Origin of the sequence: Galactobacillus timonensis, from assembly GCF_900240265.1 — a bacterium.
Lineage (GTDB): Bacteria > Bacillota_I > Bacilli_A > Erysipelotrichales > Erysipelotrichaceae > Bulleidia > Bulleidia timonensis.
The window spans coordinates 2,159,841-2,174,420 of the sequence record NZ_LT964739.1; the positions used below are offsets into that span (position 1 = coordinate 2,159,841).

The window sequence follows — 14,580 nt, forward strand, 5'->3', positions numbered from 1 at the left end:
ACTACTCTCCTTCTGTCTCAATCTTTCTGAGTTGTTTCACTATATTCTTTACGGCCGGATCCGTTGTTGCGTTGTCCAGCGCCTCATACAGCGCATTGCGGCGCTGCGCATTTCCATACAGATGCAGCACAGACTCATAGTTCTCCAGCTGCGTCCGCGAAACACTGATAGTATCATATACCGCCGTGCGGGAAATACCTTCATTTTCCGCGATTTCCTGATAGGAAAGATCCTTTTCGAAGTAATACCGGCAAAGAGTACGCTGCCGCTCCGTCAGAAGATTTCCATAGTAGTCCAGCAGCGCATTCGCCGTAATCTTATCCAGCATCATCCAGACCCTGCGAAATGCTGTACAGATACGAATCCAGATCAAACGGACGCAGATCTTCCTTCTTCTCCCCAAGACCGATGAAGAGAACAGGCAGATGCAGCTTCTGCTTGATGCCGATCACAATGCCGCCCTTGGCCGTACCGTCCATCTTCGTCAGAATGATGCCCGAAAGATCCGTCGCCGCATCAAACAGTTCCGCCTGCCGCAGACCGTTCTGTCCCGTCGTCGCATCAAGAACCAGCCACGTATTGTGCGGCGCCCCGGGAATCTCACGGCCCGCAACACGGTTCATCTTGCCAAGCTCCGCCATCAGGCCGGCTTTGTTCTGAAGGCGGCCTGCCGTATCGCACAGCAGCACATCGATATTGTTCTCCTTCGCATACCGGCAGCCATCCACGATCGCCGCCGAAGGATCACCGTTTTCACGGCCCTTGATGCAGGGAACATTGAGACGCTCAGCCCAGGTGTCCAGCTGATCGATGGCGCCGGCGCGGAACGTATCTGCCGCCACCAGCGCAACCTTCTTTCCTTCCGCCTGGTATTTAGCCGTCAGTTTGGCGGCCGTCGTCGTCTTGCCGGACCCGTTGACACCTTCCAGGAAGATCACGGTCGGACCGTTCTCATTCCAGCGGATGGGCTCATCGGGTACCTCTTCGTATAAATCCTTCATCGACTGGATCACAAAGTTGACGGCCCACTTCCACGACACATTGACATACTCATCCGCCGTCTTCTTCATGTTTTCGCAGATCGCATCCGCCGTTTCGACACCGATGTCGCTTTCCAGCAGAACGATCTCGAGCTGTTCCAGGAACTCATCATCGACGCCCTTGAAGTTCTTCTTCAGGCTGCTGCTTTTTTCCTGCAGTGAATCCTTCGATTTCTTGAAGCCGCTGAGATAGACAGCCTTATCATCCTTCTTCTGGAAGATGGATTTCAAAGAATCAAGAATACTCATGCCTGCGCCTCCTTTTCCGGCTCCGCCATACCGACGGCATCCTTCAGCTCAACTTTGAGCATCTGGGAAACACCCTGATGCTGCATCGTGACGCCATACAGCGTATCACAGTTCTCCATCGTGCCCGGACGATGCGTCACAACAAGGAACTGCGTCTGATCCGTATACTGGTGCAGATACTGCGCAAAGCGTTCAACGTTTCCCTGATCCAGCGCCGCTTCAACCTCATCGAGAATGACCAGCGGAACCGGCTTCACCTTGAGGATTGCAAACAGAACACAGAGCGCAATCAGCGACTTCTCACCGCCCGAAAACAGCATGTTGTTCTGAACCGCCTTTCCCGGAGGCTGGGCATCGATGTCAATGCCCGTATTGAGAATGTCCGAAGGATCCTCGAGAATCAGCCGCGCCTTACCGCCGCCGTACAGCGAACGGAAGATATCGTTGAAGCTGCCGTTGATCCGGTCAAACATCTCCTTGAACTGCTTCACCATAACCCGGTCCATCTCATCGATGGCGGCCAGGATTTTGTCGCGGCTCTCGGTCAGTTCCTCGATCTGTTTCTTAAGGAACTCGTAGCGCTCATTGACTTCACTGTACTGTTCAGGAGCCTCCATGTTCACGTTGCCAAGACGCTCGATATCCGCCCGCAGCTGCAGTACTTCTTCGCGCGCATTTTCGACCTTTTCACCGCTGACCTTGGTTCTGGCGAATTCATAGGTCAGCTGATATTCCGACGCAAGCCGCTGCAGATTGTTTTCAATCTTCGCCTCGAGCCGGCCTTCATCCACCTTGATGGCACTAGCTGCCGCATCGGCACGTTCCTTGTCCTTGCGCAGTTGATGCAGCTGCTGGTCCTTACGGTCAATATCCTGCTGCAGCGACTGCTTTTCTTCACGCTTGGTCCGGATCTCGGCAGTAATGGTGTCACGCCGCTGGTAGGCTTCATTGAGCTTTGCGATGGTCTCATTCTGAGCCTCGTCCGCGGTTTCCTCACTCTTGGCGCCAAGCAGGGCCAGATCATTGGACAGCTTGTCCATCTTGGCTTTCTTGGCATCCATGACCGGTTCCAGCGACGCTTTGGAGACACGGTTCTGACTCAGACGGCTCTTCAGAGCCTCCACCTGCGCAGAGGCATCCATTTCCGCCTTCTGCAGCAGCTTGACCTTTGCCGTCTGGGCATCGATGCCCTCCTTGACGCGGGAGAGCTCACGGGCCACAGTAACAGGGGTCGTATTGTGCTTCTGCTTGCCGCCGGTCATCGAACCGCCGCGGTGAATCACTTCCCCGTTCAGGGTCACGATGTTATAGGCACGGTTGGTCAAAGAGGAAAGATTGTTGCCGGCTTCCATTGAATCAACGACAAGTACATTGTTCAACAGCGCATCGACAACAGGCTGAAACTTTGCATCCGTCTCAACAAATGACGATGCCGTACCAAGATATCCCTGCGTACCGCTGCAGATGGCAAGGGCTTCCTGCGACACATAGCGCGGCCGGCAAACCGTCAGCGGCAGAAACGTCGCCCGACCCGACTGGTTGCGGTTCAGAAAACGGATCGCATCACGGGCAGACTGCTCATCCACGGTCACAATGTTGTACATCGCTCCACCAAGGGCTTCGGAGACAGCCTGCTCATAGCCATCCTTGGCATGAATCTCCTGCCCGATGACGCCGAGAATGCCGTGCAGCGCATTGCGGTTTTCCATGATGGAACGGGTACCGGACTGACGTCCCTGGAACGGGTCGCGCATCATGTTTTCAAGATAGGTCTGCTGATTCTGCAGGCTGCGCAGCAGCGACTGTGCCTGTTCAAGGGCACTGCGCTGATCGAAGAGGTTCTGTGAACTCTGGGTCAGCTTCTCCTCATCCAGCTTCATGGCCTGATCCAGTGCCGTATAGCGGTTCCTACGGTCTTCGTATTCCTGTCGCGCCGTCTCGAGCAATGCCTGTGTTTCCTTGATCCGCTCCTCGCGGCTGCCGGTTTCAATGATGTATTTGCGCCGCTCATCCATCTCGGTACGCCTTGCTTCCAAAGACGTGACCGCATCGACATTCTTGAGCAGTTCCTCCTGGAGGGCGTTGATTTCCCGGTCCAGCTGTGAGGACTGCTGACGCTGCTGCCCGAGCCTGGTTTCCGATACCTGGATGCTTGTGGAGGCGATCTGCGCCGCACTTTCGGCATCTAACAGAGACTTTCTGGCATCATCGACCTGAACATTGAGATCATCGATCTCCTGCACCAGCACAGTGATTTCAATCTCTTCGAGACGCTTTTTCTTTGCCCGGTAGATTTCGGCCTTATGCGCCTGCCGCTTCAGCGGCGAAACCTGCTTTTCAAGTTCCGCCAGAATATCCTGGGAACGGTCAAGATTGGTCTTCGTACGATCCAAACGTGACAAAGACTCGATCTTGCGCTTCTTGTATTTGGCAACGCCGGCGGCTTCTTCAAAGATCGGCCGACGGTCCAGAGGCTTCGCCTCCGCAAAGGCGATAACATTGCCCTGCGAGATGATGCTCAGAGAATCCTTGCCCAGTCCCGTATCCAGAAACAGGTCCACGACATCGCGCAAACGTACATTCTGACGGTTGATCAGATATTCCGCATCACCGGAACGATACAGGCGGCGTGTCACTTCCAGCTCCTGCTGATCACTGTTGAGCACATGCGACGCATTATCAAAGACCAGCGTCACCTCGGCCATGTTCATGGGTCTGCGGTCAGCGCTGCCGGAAAAGATGACGTCGCTCATATGTTCGCCGCGCATGGAACGGGACGACTGCTCGCCTAATACCCAGCGCACGGCATCTGTAATATTCGATTTTCCGCAGCCGTTCGGCCCGACAATCCCCGTAATCGGATCATCAAACGTAATAATGGTTCGATCCGCAAAGGATTTGAATCCCTGCATTTCGATGCGCTTTAAAAACATGAAAAACCTCCAGTATCTCAATCACGCAAAACAGCAGAGACACGAAGTCTCTGCCGTGTGCACTCCATTTTACTTCTTTTCCGCCTGTGCCTTCAGAAGATCGCGGATCTCTTCCAGTGCGACCAGCTCGTCGCTCTTCTTCGGCGCCTCGGCCGGTGCTTCTTCCTTCTTGGCAAACTTTTCAGCTTCCGTACGGGCCCGGTTAACAGCCTTGACCATCAGGAACAGGATCAATGCCATGAGCAGGAAATTGATAACTGCCGAAATGAAGGATCCGTAATTCAGAACAACCGAAGAATCCGCATCCGCTCCCTGCTTTAGAACGACGCTCATGTTGTCCAGATTTACCGTTCCAAACAAGCCAAGCAGCGGGCTGATGATGTCATTGACAAACGAATTGATAATTGCCGTAAAGGCGCTGCCGATGATAATACCGACAGCCATGTCGAATACATTGCCCTTAAACGCAAACGCCTTAAACTCTTCCAAGAACTTCTTCATATGCCTCTTTGATAACCTCCCTTTGTTTTGATGCCGTTTCCCCGCTGAAGATAATGAAGCTTCCATAGCAGTACTGGTTCCGCGAACGATAAGGTTCCGGTGCCAATATTTTAGTAAGGAACGGGCCCTGACGCAATGGATAGATGCGCCCCTCCAGATCCTCAAGCGCATCTGCCGATGCTTCCATGAACCCGCCTTTGACGTACATCAGCGTCCGGCGCCCGTATACCAGCCGGTACGTAACCGGCACAAAGCCATAGGTGGAGCGGAATACCTTGAGACTGTGCGCAATCTCCAGCTCCGGAACCTCCGAGGAAAAGATCACCGACGAACATCCATGGCAAAGCGCAAAGGCGATCGCCGCACTATTGGAAAGATTCATCGTCATACCCGCGATATAACCTGTTTTCCCGCTCGAAACAAAGAAATCGCCAGCCGAAGAAAGTACCGATCCCGGACCGTATTTTTCAGCGGACACAGCGTTTTCATGAACCACTGGCATAACGGCATCTGCGTCAAGAAAGCGGGTGTCAGAGTTAGCGGATTCTTCACTTCCACTGCTTACCAGAATCCGCCATGGCTCAGCATGCGGTTTTGAAACCTCGAGACGGTACGGCTGCACAGAACTGCGTTCATGCACAACCGTCAGCGCATCCATCAGCTTTCCGTAGAGATTTCTTCGCAGCTCATTGAGCATCGATACGGGAATAAAGACATTTCCAAGAACCGACGCAGAATGATCAAAGACGGCCGTAAACGGGGCGGTATCCGTTTTGGCCAGGGAACCTTCAAGCTTTTCCCGTGTTAAAGGCGCATTGCGTGCAGCCAAGAGCGCCTGCTCACTGACAACCGATACGGATGTACCGCCAAGCACTGCCGTCAACCGCAGCGGTTCATTGACGTTTGCCTGATAGCTGACGGTAGCTTCACGCCGTTTGGGCTGATCAGCAATCTCGCGGTCAATTTCATCCAGCAGCTCGGCACTGCTTGTTTTCAATACCTTCTGTCCCCGTTTCGGGACCGGTTTGGAATGGCATTCCAGCCATACTTTATCGCCCGCCTCAGCACTGTTGACCAGCAGGCCGTTTTTTTCAATCTTGACCGCCGTCAGACCTGTATCAACCGGCGTATTGACAATGCGCAGACCATCGTGCTGGTGCAGCGGCTGACACAGCTGAACAAGTACTCTACCATTCCGGAACTGAACCACCGTTCCGATTTCAATGCCGCGATGATTCGGACGATAATGCGACATCCGGTCCTCAACGGACGCTCCTGCAAAATGACCCTCAGAGAAGCCGCGGTTGAACATCAGCTTCAGCTGCTGATCACGCTTGGCACTCAGGTGATACGGCTGATTGGCATAGCAGGCATCAATTGCTTCCCGGAACGTCTTTACCGCCAGATATACATATTCCGGCCGCTTCATCCGCCCTTCAATCTTCAAAGAAGAGACCCCGGCCGCAATCAGATCCGGAACCCGCTCAATGAGATTGATGTCCTTTGGCGAAAGGACATAATCTCCATCCGGGCACGGCTGCGGTTTCCCGTCTTTGAGCGGTGTGTAGCGAAGGCGACACATCTGTGCACACATGCCGCGGTTTCCGGAGCGGTTTTTCACCTCTGCCGACATCAGGCACTGCCCCGAATAGCTGATACAGCTTGCTCCGTAACAGAACACTTCGATATCGACGCCTGTGCTGACGCATTCCTGAATCAACTGTAACGGCGTTTCACGGGCCAGAACGACACGTTTCGCGCCTTCCCTCTTCATGAACCGGCAGCCGTCCGCATTATGAATGTGCATCTGCGTGCTGCAGTGCAGATCAAAATCCGGATAGCAGATACGAACCTTCTGAAACAGGCCGAGATCCTGTACCAGCAGCGCATCTGCATCAGCGTGATAGAGAAAGTCCACCTCTTCCATCGCCCTGTCAAGTTCGTCTTCAAACAGCAGCGTATTCATGGTGACATAGACGGAAACACCGCGCTGGTGGCAGTAGCGGATCGCCTCCTTCATCTGTTCATGATCAAAATTGCCCGCAAAGGCACGGGCCGAAAACGAAGTGCTGCCAAGATATACCGCATCCGCTCCGGCACTCACCGCCGCATGGAGCGCATCCATATTGCCCGCCGGCGCGAGCAGTTCAACCTTCTTCAACATCATTGCGTACCACCTTGTAATAGGGAATCAGATCCTGCAGTTTCATCCGCGCATTGGCGGGTGAAGTGCTGGGAAGACATACGGCATCGATTGTACAGGGACGAAAGCGTTCATACAGCTCAAATGCCCGCGACCCCGCCGTATAGATGTGAGAGATCCGACTTTCATCCACCAGCGACTGGATGTCGTTGACCTTCACATCCTGAATGCTCGCATCGCTGCTGGCATGAATCGTACACGAGGCAATCACATCCCAGAGCGCCACATGGTGCCGGTGCAGAAACGCCGTGCGCTCTTCAATCGTTCGGCCGCTTTCATCATCGAAGACCGCGGAAAGAACGGGCCAGAACCGGTTGCGGGGGTTGGCATAGTAGAAATTCTGCTCGCGCGAGACAAGCGAAGGAAAGGAGCCGAGAATCAATACCCTGGAGTCAGTGTCAGAGATCGGCCCGAAGGGATGAACAACCGCTTCCCGTTCCGGATTCTTCTTCATAGGTGTCTCCAGAGAACCTGTTCCAGGGCGAGGTTTCCATTGGCAATCGACCCGTTCTTGATGCCCTGATCAACATCCGCCAGCTCCACCAGAAGCTGCAGATAGTACCGGCTTCGTTTGCCGCCGGCACTGCGGCGGTCAAGATCCGGGAAGCGGATGCCGTATTGGGTACGTATCATCTCATCCGGCATCCCCTTTTCATAGCAGCGAAGACTGATGTACATTCGGCGGAATACCATGGCCATCGAGGCAATCAGCTGCTGAACGGATGTCTCGGTCAGCGATGTCAGCTGGTGGTAATAGCGGATCGTATCACGGGCGCTGCCGGCACTCATCGCATTGCAAAGCTTCCAGATCAGCTGTTCCGTATTGATCGAAGTCAGATGTTCAATGTCTTCCAGGCTGTAGGTACCTTTGCCGTACAGTTCCAGCTTGTCGAGCGTCTGTTCCAGTTGCGAAAGACTGCCGTCAATCCGTAACAGAAGCTCCTGTTTTGCGGCTTCATCCACGCGCAGATGCCGTGCCTTCAGACGATCATCCAGCACCTTCGGCATTTCCCACGCCTTATAGGTTTTGACGGAGTATTCGCTGATCAGACCCTTGTCAATCAGCGGCTTCATCAGCTTGTATTCACGGGTACGCTGGTCCGCCGCAAACCCGTCGCAATAGAAGATCAGATCGCAATCCGGATTGGGATTCTGCAGGTAGGAGGCCAGAATTGACGCATTGTCACCGGTGTTTTTCTTTGCTTTGGCAGGCTTGTCAGTCCCTTTGCGGTTGGGATTCAAAAACCACGGATCATCCAGCACAACAACACGCCGATCCGAAAACAGGGAAAACGTGGAACAGGCCGCAATCGCATTCTCAATGTTGAATTTGGGATTGGACGCATCAAAAACCGTAATGTTTTCCGCAGCTGCGCCGGTCTTTTCAATAATTTCCTTCCGCCGTTTGACCAGAAGATAGATTTCTTTTCCACTCAGAAGATAGATCACGGCTCAATTATAACCCGCCGCGGGCAATCAGGCCGATGGTTGGATGGCTTGTAACAAGGACATTGAAGGGACCGATCGCAAAGACGGTGATGTCGCCCTGTTCTCTGGTAAGAACATAGGGAATATGACGCTTCAGCAGCCGCTGGATGACGATCGGCGAAGGATGATGGTAAAGACCGTAGGCGCCGCAGGAAATAATGCCCAGAGCCGGCTGAACGTGATCGAGAAAGCGTTCGCTGTTTCCGGTTGCGCTTCCATGGTGTGCGAGCATCAGTACATCCGCACCAAGATCAAGGTATTTTCTGCGGATTGCTTCTTCCGTCACTTCATCTCCATCGCCCATGCAGAGATAGCGGATGCCGTTAACTTCCGTATAAAGGACAAGGGAACTCTGATTTTCATCCTCCGTCTTCAGTTCATTGAGGTCATAGAAGGTAAAATCGCCAGCCACTATCTTTTCCTGATGATCAATCACGATCTGCAAGGGCTGATAGGCTTCGGCAATATCTGTAACTCCACCCGAATGGTCCGAATCGCTGTGGGATATCAGCAGCGCATCAAGCCGGATGATTCCCTTGGCCTGAAGAAAGGCCATCACGTTGTCTGCTTCGGCCGGCTTTCCCGTATCCAGCAGGACGGCCGAGCGATTGAAGGGCCCTTTGAAAAGGATGCTTGTCCCCTGGCCGACATTGATGGCCGTTACTTCCGCAAAGGGATGAAACAGCCCGAGCCTTAGAAATACAAGCAGAATGACAATGCCGTAACGGTAGCGGTGTTCCCGCTGCCAGATCAAAGAACAGGCGATCACAAAGAGCACCAGGCCCGGGCCAACAACACTTCCGGCAAACCGGAACCGTTCGATCAGCACCAGAACGGAATCCAGAAGATAAACACTGCCAAGCCAATGAAAACCTGACAATACCGTGATCAGCGCCAGCAGCCAGACCCCTCCCTTGACAGCCATGAGGAATGAAAAGCCGATCATCGTTAGCGGAAATACCTGATGAAACAGCACACTCTGCACAAGAAGACTGTAAAACAGGGCAGCGCTGCGCCGGCTTCTTTCTTCGGCGAACGACCCGGCCATCCGCATGGCACACGGCAGCAGAAACGCGGCGCTGTATGCACTCTCTGGTTTCCATGACAGTAATGCAATGATCCATACGGATGTCCTTTGCCGGCCGTTCCAGGACGAAAAGCGAAGAAGCGATGCGATCAACCGCGACACCAGCAGGATCGGAAAATGGTAGAAGACGCTTAAACCGATACAAAGAGCCAGTTCGATCCGGTTCCTCTCCTTCTCGTGGAAGAAACGCTCCAGCATCATCCGCACCAGCAGAATGACGCCGCTGACCGAAAAGCCTCCCGCCTCCAGTTGACTTTCAAATAGATCCTCCTGCAGACGTACACCGAAAAGAATGCGCATCGCCAGCATGCGGCTTTCTTCCTCTTCGATCGACAGCACCCTCCTTTGAAGAAGGCCGCGAAGAGAAACCGTCTGCTTCACAACATTCACACTGTCCGCCCGCAGGGTGTAATAAATCCCGTTTCTTCTTCCCCAGGAAGAAAAGTCAAAGCGGTAGAACCCGGGTGTTTCCTGTACACTACCCAGCGTTCCGGAAACCGTTACAGTACTGTCCAGAACAGGAACATCCGAACAGTAGACAAGAACTCTCTGCCTTCCGCGTTGAAGCCAGAAAGACCCGGCGGAGATATGGACAACGCGGCCTGTGCTGATCGTTGGCGGCTGGCTGGAGAAGCGGGGAAAAAGAATCATCAGGAATACCGCTGCGGCAAGCAGCCACGATCGCTTCTCTTTTCCCTCCCGCATCAGGAGAAACACCATGGCAAGACAGCCGGCCGTTACGGGTGCCCTGTCTTTTGCCAGGGCGCAGAAGATGGAAAGAACGGATATCAGGACGATGGATTTCAAAGCCGGATCCGATCCTTCAGTTTTTCCAGCGATGCCTCTCCGATTCCTTTGACGCGCGTCAGATCTTCAATCGTCTGAAAGAGGCCGTTTTCATTGCGATCGGCGATGATCCGCTGGGCCATGGCGGGACCGATGCCGGGAAGAGTTTCGAGCTCCTGCTGGCTGGCCGTATTGATCGAAACCAGTGGAAGGTCCCCTTCCTCCTTTTTCGCCGGGACATTCAGCACATCCCTGTCCGCAAGAATGGCGAGTGGATTGAGGCTGGAAAGATCCGCGGTTTCCTTGATACCCGCCTTCTGCAGGCCGTCTTCGATGGTTGCGTAACGCTCGAGCCGATAGGTGCCGGGCTGTTCCACTTCGCCCCGGATCGTTACCTGAATCGAATCGCCCTGCAGAGCTTCGAGATTCATCAGATCAAAGGGCGTAAAAAATGCGGCGATGACAAGCAGCGCAAAGATGATGATTCGCTTCATAAAAAAACTCCCTTCTGTCTGTTTCTAGACAAAAGAGAGTAACGTTCCGAAAAGAAATTGAAATGAAATGGCCGGGATTACTTAACGGAAATGATCGTAACCTCGTACGGCTTCTTGCAGTTGACTTCAACTGTCTGGCCGACACGCTTATCAAGGATGGCCTGGGCAAGCGCTGTTTCGTTGGAAATCTTGCCGTTCAACGGATCTGCTTCGGTACGGCCGACGATCGAATAAACCGCCTCTTCCTTCGTATCCTGGAACTGCAGCTGAACTGTCGAACCGATGCGGACCGTCTTCGAATTTCCCTTGGTCGAAATGATCTCATAGTTCTTGAGCATTTCTTCCAGTTCCGCAATCCGGTTTTCAACCTGCGCCTGCTTATCACGCGCCGCATCGTAATCCGCGTTTTCGGAAAGGTCACCCAGCGAACGTGCTTCCTTGAGTTCCGCCTTGACCTCTTCACGTGTCACATGAACCAGTGTGTTGTATTCATCCTGCAGGTCTTTCAAACCCTGCTCTGTTACATAAGTCTTCTTTGCGTCTGCCACAGTTAAAACCTCCCGATTTTTGCTTAGAAATTATAGCGCAGAGATCCGGCCTCCGCCAGCCTCAGTCCAGCGGATGATGGATGATACTCGCGATTTTTGTATTCAGAAGATCCACGGCGACCTCATTCTGACCGCCCTGGGGAATAATAATGTCCGCATAGCGCTTGCTCGGCTCAATGAAAATGTCATGCATCGGACGAACCGTACCGAGATACTGATCCACAACCCAGTCCAGATTCCGTCCCCGCTCCTTGACGTCACGTATCAGACGGCGAATGAAACGAACATCGGCCGGCGCATCGATGAACACCTTAATGTTCAGCAGCGACCGGATCTGCTCATCCTCCAGAACAAAGAGCCCTTCCACAACGATGACATCGGCCGGCTCACAATGTTCCGTCAAAGGACTGCGCGTCAGCTTCACAAAATCATAGGTCGGTTTCTCAATGGCCTGATGATTCATCAGCTGCTTCAGCTGCGCAACGAACAGATCATTGTCGAAGGCAAAGGGATGATCATAGTTGACCTTCGTCCGCTCATCCATCGTCATGTCCGACTGATCCTTGTAGTAGTCATCCTGCCGGATGATCAATACCGTGTTCGTGTCTCCGAACTCCTGCTGAATCCGCCGCGAAACACTCGTCTTGCCCGAAGCACTTCCCCCGGCAATTCCGATCAGCACTGGCTTTTTCATAGTTCTCCCTCCGCCGGCAGTTCTTTCACTTCCACCAGCTGTCCCTGCGCATCATAAACCATGTGATAGAAAAACGGCACATCCTTCTTCAACATCCGTTCCAGAAAAATCCGGTCTCCGGGCCAAAGATGAAGTTTCATAACATCCTCTTCCCGGATCCAGCCAAGCGTACCTTCCGGATCCGGCTGCAGACTTCCCGTCCACGACGATGCAGTATATACCGAAATCACTTCCCTCAGGGCACAGTCACGAATCGTTTCAGCGGCTTCTTTCTTACCGCCGATGCCGATCCAATAGCCATGATTCAGGTCGTTTTTCTTCCGGTTGCGTTCCAGGAAAAGCCACTTCCTGTCTTGAATCAGATAGACACAGCTGCTTTCAATCATTGTCCGCCCGCTCAGTTCACCTGGTCGTATTTCTTTACATTGGCGTTATGTTCCTCAAGGGTCTTGGCATAGTAGATCTTCCCTGTCGTCACATCCGCCATGAAATAGTAATAGCCGTCCATCGATGTATCCGGATTCAGCACCGCATTCAGCGCATCCCGCCCCGGATTCAGAATGGGTCCCGGCGGAAGACCCGTATGAAGATAGGTATTGTAGGGACTGTCATAGTCCGAGTTTACTTCACACGCCTTCCAGCTGTCCGTATCCCGGTTCAGATCAATCGCATAGCACACCGTCACCGAACTCTGCAGCGGCATATCGATCGCCAGCCGGTTGTAGAACACCTGCGCAACCTTGGCCATATCTTCCGGCGTACTGGCTTCATACTGAATAATCGAAGCCAGCGTATAGATCTGATGAATGGTGAGACTGGAAGCACTCATCTGATCCTTCAGCTCGTTGTAGACGGTGAGCTGGCCGTTGAGCAGCGTCCGCGTAATCGTATCCGCATCCGTCTCGGGGTAGAAGTTGTAGGTATTGGGAAACAGATACCCCTCCAGAAGGCACCGCGTATCACTGTTAAACACATCTTCCGTCAAGAACGGATAATCGCTCATCAGTGAACGGACGTAATCCTTATCATTCCACTTGGCAATCAGATCATCGCTGCTCACATTGGTCGCAGCTCCGATCTTGTTTGCCACATCCTTTGCCCAGTCGCCTTCGACAATCGTCACCGTCACCTGGTCTACGATCGCCGCCGTCGGATCATTGAGCGTCACAAGAATCGTATTCAGATCCCAGGACGCATCGAGATTGTAGATACCCGCCTTAATGGCCGTCAGATCGTGCTGACGCGCATAAAGGTAGGCCATCGTCCCGTCCCGGATCACGCCCGCATCCTGCAGCTGCGCAAGCGCATTGCGCGCCGAAACGCCGGAGTCAATCGTAATCGTCACCGGCGTACTTTCCTGCTGCACAGGCTTCTGTGCCGAACGGTAGCGGAAGCCGATCACAAGAAAAACCACCAGCACCACCAGCAGAATGAGACAGAATACAGCCTTCAGATTCAGATGACGGCTCTTAGTTCTCTTTTTTTTCTTCGTCATCGGTCTTCAGCAGTCCTTCCACGCCCTGCAGAGCGTCCAAAACCTCGGCACAGAATTCTCTGTCTTCCGGATCCGTAACATCCACCAGGTTGAAATCATCCTCTGTACAATACATCGGATAAACGCTGTCCTCATCCTCATCGGCCGGATCCTTGATCAGCACAAAGTGCTTCAGCCCGTCTTTGGAATCAAACTCAGCAATCTTTTCCACCCTGTATTCATTGCCGTCTTCATCCTGGATCGATACCAGGCGGTCATCTTCTTCCATATTCATCTCATTCTCCTAATCAATGCACAAGAAAAGGCGTGCAATACTACGCCTCCTGTTTTACTTCACGGATCCCTGCGCGTCCAGATATCTCTGCAGAATCTGTACCGCCGCCAGCTGATCGATCTTCTTTTTGCGATGACGCCGCGAAACATCGGCCATCAGAAGAATTTCCTCCGACTCCTGCGTCGTGTTGCGCTCATCCTGCATCGCCACCGGGACACCGCTTTCCTTCTCCAGTTCCTTTCCGAAGGCAAGCGAAATCTGGGCACGCTCCGCCGCATCTCCATTTTCCAGCAAAGGAAGACCAAGCACGATCTGATCCGGCTTCATCTCCCTGACCACTTCCAGGATCAGATCGAGAGCCGTATCATAGTCATCCTTCGGAAACCGCAGCGTCTTTACCGTACCGGCAATGAAGCCCGTTTCGCTCCAGCTGATTCCGCACGTCACACTTCCCAGGTCCAGCCCGAGATATTTCACTTCGAATTTTCCTCAAGATAGAAACGCACAAGCTCCTCAATGATCTCGTGACGTTCCACCGACTGAATGATGCTGCGGGCATTCTTGTGCGAAGAAATATAAGCCGGGTCATTGGAAATCAGATAGCCCGAGATCTGGTTGATCGCATTGTATCCGCGCTCATCCAGCGCATCACGCACCAGCATCAATACCTGCCGGATATTCTCACGTCTAACCTCTTCCGCATCAAAACTGACGGTCGGGGTAACATCTTGTCTGCTCATAATTCCCCTCCTGTTATTTCCTTAATTTTAGAACAAATAACTGAAAAA

16 protein-coding genes are annotated in these 14,580 nt (G+C 53.1%); all 16 read right to left on the reverse strand.

Going from position 1 to position 14,580, the window contains the following annotated elements:
- Position 1: 1 nt before the first annotated feature.
- On the reverse strand, positions 2–331 hold the full coding sequence (gene ylxM / locus C1714_RS10260) for a YlxM family DNA-binding protein (RefSeq protein WP_102343071.1): 330 nt from the start codon (positions 329–331) through the stop codon (positions 2–4).
- Positions 318–1,289, reverse strand: coding sequence for a signal recognition particle-docking protein FtsY (ftsY, locus tag C1714_RS10265; protein WP_102343072.1), 972 nt, complete (start codon positions 1,287–1,289; stop codon positions 318–320). The genes ylxM and ftsY overlap by 14 nt, the downstream gene beginning before the upstream one ends.
- On the reverse strand, positions 1,286–4,222 hold the full coding sequence (locus tag C1714_RS10270) for an AAA family ATPase (RefSeq protein ID WP_102343073.1): 2,937 nt from the start codon (positions 4,220–4,222) through the stop codon (positions 1,286–1,288). Before C1714_RS10270 ends, ftsY begins: the two co-directional genes overlap by 4 nt.
- Positions 4,223–4,291: 69 nt before the next feature.
- On the reverse strand, positions 4,292–4,723 hold the full coding sequence (gene mscL, locus C1714_RS10275) for a large-conductance mechanosensitive channel protein MscL (RefSeq protein WP_102343074.1): 432 nt from the start codon (positions 4,721–4,723) through the stop codon (positions 4,292–4,294).
- Positions 4,698–6,890, reverse strand: a complete 2,193-nt coding sequence (locus C1714_RS10280) for a peptidase U32 family protein (protein ID WP_102343075.1) — start codon at positions 6,888–6,890, stop codon at positions 4,698–4,700. The genes mscL and C1714_RS10280 overlap by 26 nt, the downstream gene beginning before the upstream one ends.
- Entirely contained in the window at positions 6,871–7,380 is a 510-nt protein-coding gene (locus C1714_RS10285) for a DNA-deoxyinosine glycosylase (RefSeq protein WP_102343076.1), read from the reverse strand. Before C1714_RS10285 ends, C1714_RS10280 begins: the two co-directional genes overlap by 20 nt.
- Entirely contained in the window at positions 7,377–8,375 is a 999-nt protein-coding gene (gene holA, locus C1714_RS10290; RefSeq protein ID WP_102343077.1) for a DNA polymerase III subunit delta, read from the reverse strand. Before holA ends, C1714_RS10285 begins: the two co-directional genes overlap by 4 nt.
- 7 nt (positions 8,376–8,382) lie before the next feature.
- Positions 8,383–10,308, reverse strand: coding sequence for an MBL fold metallo-hydrolase (locus C1714_RS10295; protein ID WP_102343078.1), 1,926 nt, complete (start codon positions 10,306–10,308; stop codon positions 8,383–8,385).
- A complete protein-coding gene (locus tag C1714_RS10300) occupies positions 10,305–10,781 on the reverse strand; it encodes a helix-hairpin-helix domain-containing protein (protein WP_102343079.1) in 477 nt (158 codons plus the stop codon). The genes C1714_RS10295 and C1714_RS10300 overlap by 4 nt, the downstream gene beginning before the upstream one ends.
- Before the next feature lie 77 nt (positions 10,782–10,858).
- A complete protein-coding gene (gene greA / locus C1714_RS10305) occupies positions 10,859–11,329 on the reverse strand; it encodes a transcription elongation factor GreA (protein WP_102343080.1) in 471 nt (156 codons plus the stop codon).
- Positions 11,330–11,390: 61 nt separating this feature from the next.
- Positions 11,391–12,023, reverse strand: coding sequence for a uridine kinase (udk, locus tag C1714_RS10310; protein ID WP_102343081.1), 633 nt, complete (start codon positions 12,021–12,023; stop codon positions 11,391–11,393).
- A complete protein-coding gene (locus C1714_RS10315) occupies positions 12,020–12,409 on the reverse strand; it encodes an NUDIX hydrolase (protein WP_102343082.1) in 390 nt (129 codons plus the stop codon). Before C1714_RS10315 ends, udk begins: the two co-directional genes overlap by 4 nt.
- An 11-nt stretch (positions 12,410–12,420) precedes the next feature.
- Entirely contained in the window at positions 12,421–13,518 is a 1,098-nt protein-coding gene (gene mltG / locus C1714_RS10320; protein WP_102343083.1) for an endolytic transglycosylase MltG, read from the reverse strand.
- The gene (locus C1714_RS10325; protein ID WP_102343084.1) at positions 13,493–13,792 is read right to left on the reverse strand and encodes a DUF1292 domain-containing protein; all 300 of its coding nucleotides are present in this window, start codon (positions 13,790–13,792) and stop codon (positions 13,493–13,495) included. Before C1714_RS10325 ends, mltG begins: the two co-directional genes overlap by 26 nt.
- A gap of 54 nt (positions 13,793–13,846) precedes the next feature.
- On the reverse strand, positions 13,847–14,269 hold the full coding sequence (gene ruvX / locus C1714_RS10330) for a Holliday junction resolvase RuvX (protein ID WP_102343085.1): 423 nt from the start codon (positions 14,267–14,269) through the stop codon (positions 13,847–13,849).
- A complete protein-coding gene (locus C1714_RS10335) occupies positions 14,266–14,532 on the reverse strand; it encodes an IreB family regulatory phosphoprotein (protein ID WP_102343086.1) in 267 nt (88 codons plus the stop codon). Before C1714_RS10335 ends, ruvX begins: the two co-directional genes overlap by 4 nt.
- Positions 14,533–14,580: the final 48 nt, after the last annotated feature.